At 70.7% G+C, this 1,480-nt stretch carries 1 protein-coding gene; it reads left to right on the top strand.

Going from position 1 to position 1,480, the window contains the following annotated elements:
* Positions 1 to 43 precede the first annotated feature (43 nt).
* On the top strand, positions 44 to 1,480 hold a 1,437-nt coding region (locus IX761_RS26945), incomplete at its 3' end, for a hypothetical protein (RefSeq protein WP_194792519.1).

Below are 1,480 nucleotides of genomic sequence, written 5' to 3' on the forward strand. Positions count from 1 at the left end.
CGCCCGCCCCTGCCCGCCGCCTGCCCCTGACAGGCAACGCCCGATGATCGGCGCGCTGCTGCAACGTACCGCCCATAGCCACGAACTCTCGCCCTGGCAGCGCTTCGGCCGCGCCCTGTGGGGCGGCACCCTGCCGCTGACCCGTGCCCAGGAAAGCTGGCTGGCGCGGCTGATGCTGCTGCCGACCGCGCTCTACCTGGTGCTCGCCGTGGCGTACCTGGCGCGGCTGACCGACCTGGTCGGCACCCTGGCGCCGCACAGCCTGCTGCAAAACTTCGCCCGCCAGGGCCACTGGCTGGGCGCCGTCGCCCTGGCCCTGCTGGTGCTCAGTTGCCTGCTGCGCAAGAACATGCGCCTGGGCTGGCCGTTCGGGCGCACGGTGCTGTGGGCGGTGATCACCTGCGCCAGCAGCCTGTACCTGGGCTACCACGCCCAGCGCCTGCTGGTGGACAGCCTGGTCGAACAGGCCAGCCCCGCACAACAGGCCCAGGCCGCGTTCGGCATCCCCCTGCTCAACCAGATGCTGCAGCACGACCTGCGCCTGGACGGCCAGGCCGCCAGCCCCGACCAACTGCGCACCCCGGAAGGCAAGCTGCGCCTGGCCGAACTGGCCCTGCGCCTGCCCACCCTGCCCCGGCTGACCGCCACCGAAGGCCTGGCGCCGCAAAGCTTCTTCGAGCAACTCGCCGACCGCCAGCGCGGCGGCTTGGCGCCCAACTACCAGCGCTACCTCAAGGCCACCTCCCGTCAGGAGGACAACTACCGCCAGTACCGCCGCGCCAGCCTGTACTACGCCGGCGCCACCAGCCGCCTGGCCATCCTCCAGCGCCAGGGCCAGGCCTGGACCGACTACCAGCGCCTGCTCAGCAAACGCGGCCGCAACCTCAACCCCTGGACCCTGCCCCCCAGCGAATGGCAACCGGTGCGCCACGTGCTGCGCGAGCAGATGAACGTGCCGGTCAACGACCTGTGGCGCCCTGACGACCGCCCTGGTTTCAACCGCGCGGTGGCCAAGCAAGTGCGCCGCGAGGCCCGCAATGAGTACGCCGCGTTCATCCAGCAGCGCATCGACGCTGGTTGGATCGAACCCGGCCTCAAGCGCCCGGCCTTCCTCGCCGTCGGCGCCATCCAGGCGCAGTGGCGCCAGGACCTGGCGCTGCCCTCGGGCATTACCCTGTACGCCTACCTGACCGAGGAAGCCTTCGAGCGCTCGGTGTACCTGCCGGCGTTGCAGCACGACGCCCGCGAGCTGATGAAGCAACGCGTGGCCTCGGCGAGCGACCTGTCGACCCTGGGCCGCGACAGCTACCGCGACCTGGTCACCCCCGGGGTGAGCGCGCTGTTGATCATTGCCGGGCTGGTGGTGCATCTGTTCCGCGCGCTGTCGTACCTGCTGCGCCTGGTGCTGCCGCAGCCGCTGAGCCTGTACCTGAAACTGCTGGGGGTGTATGGCCTGCTGTTGGTGGGGTTGGGGCTGGTG

This window comes from Pseudomonas sp. UFMG81, assembly GCF_015354575.1.
Lineage (GTDB): Bacteria > Pseudomonadota > Gammaproteobacteria > Pseudomonadales > Pseudomonadaceae > Aquipseudomonas.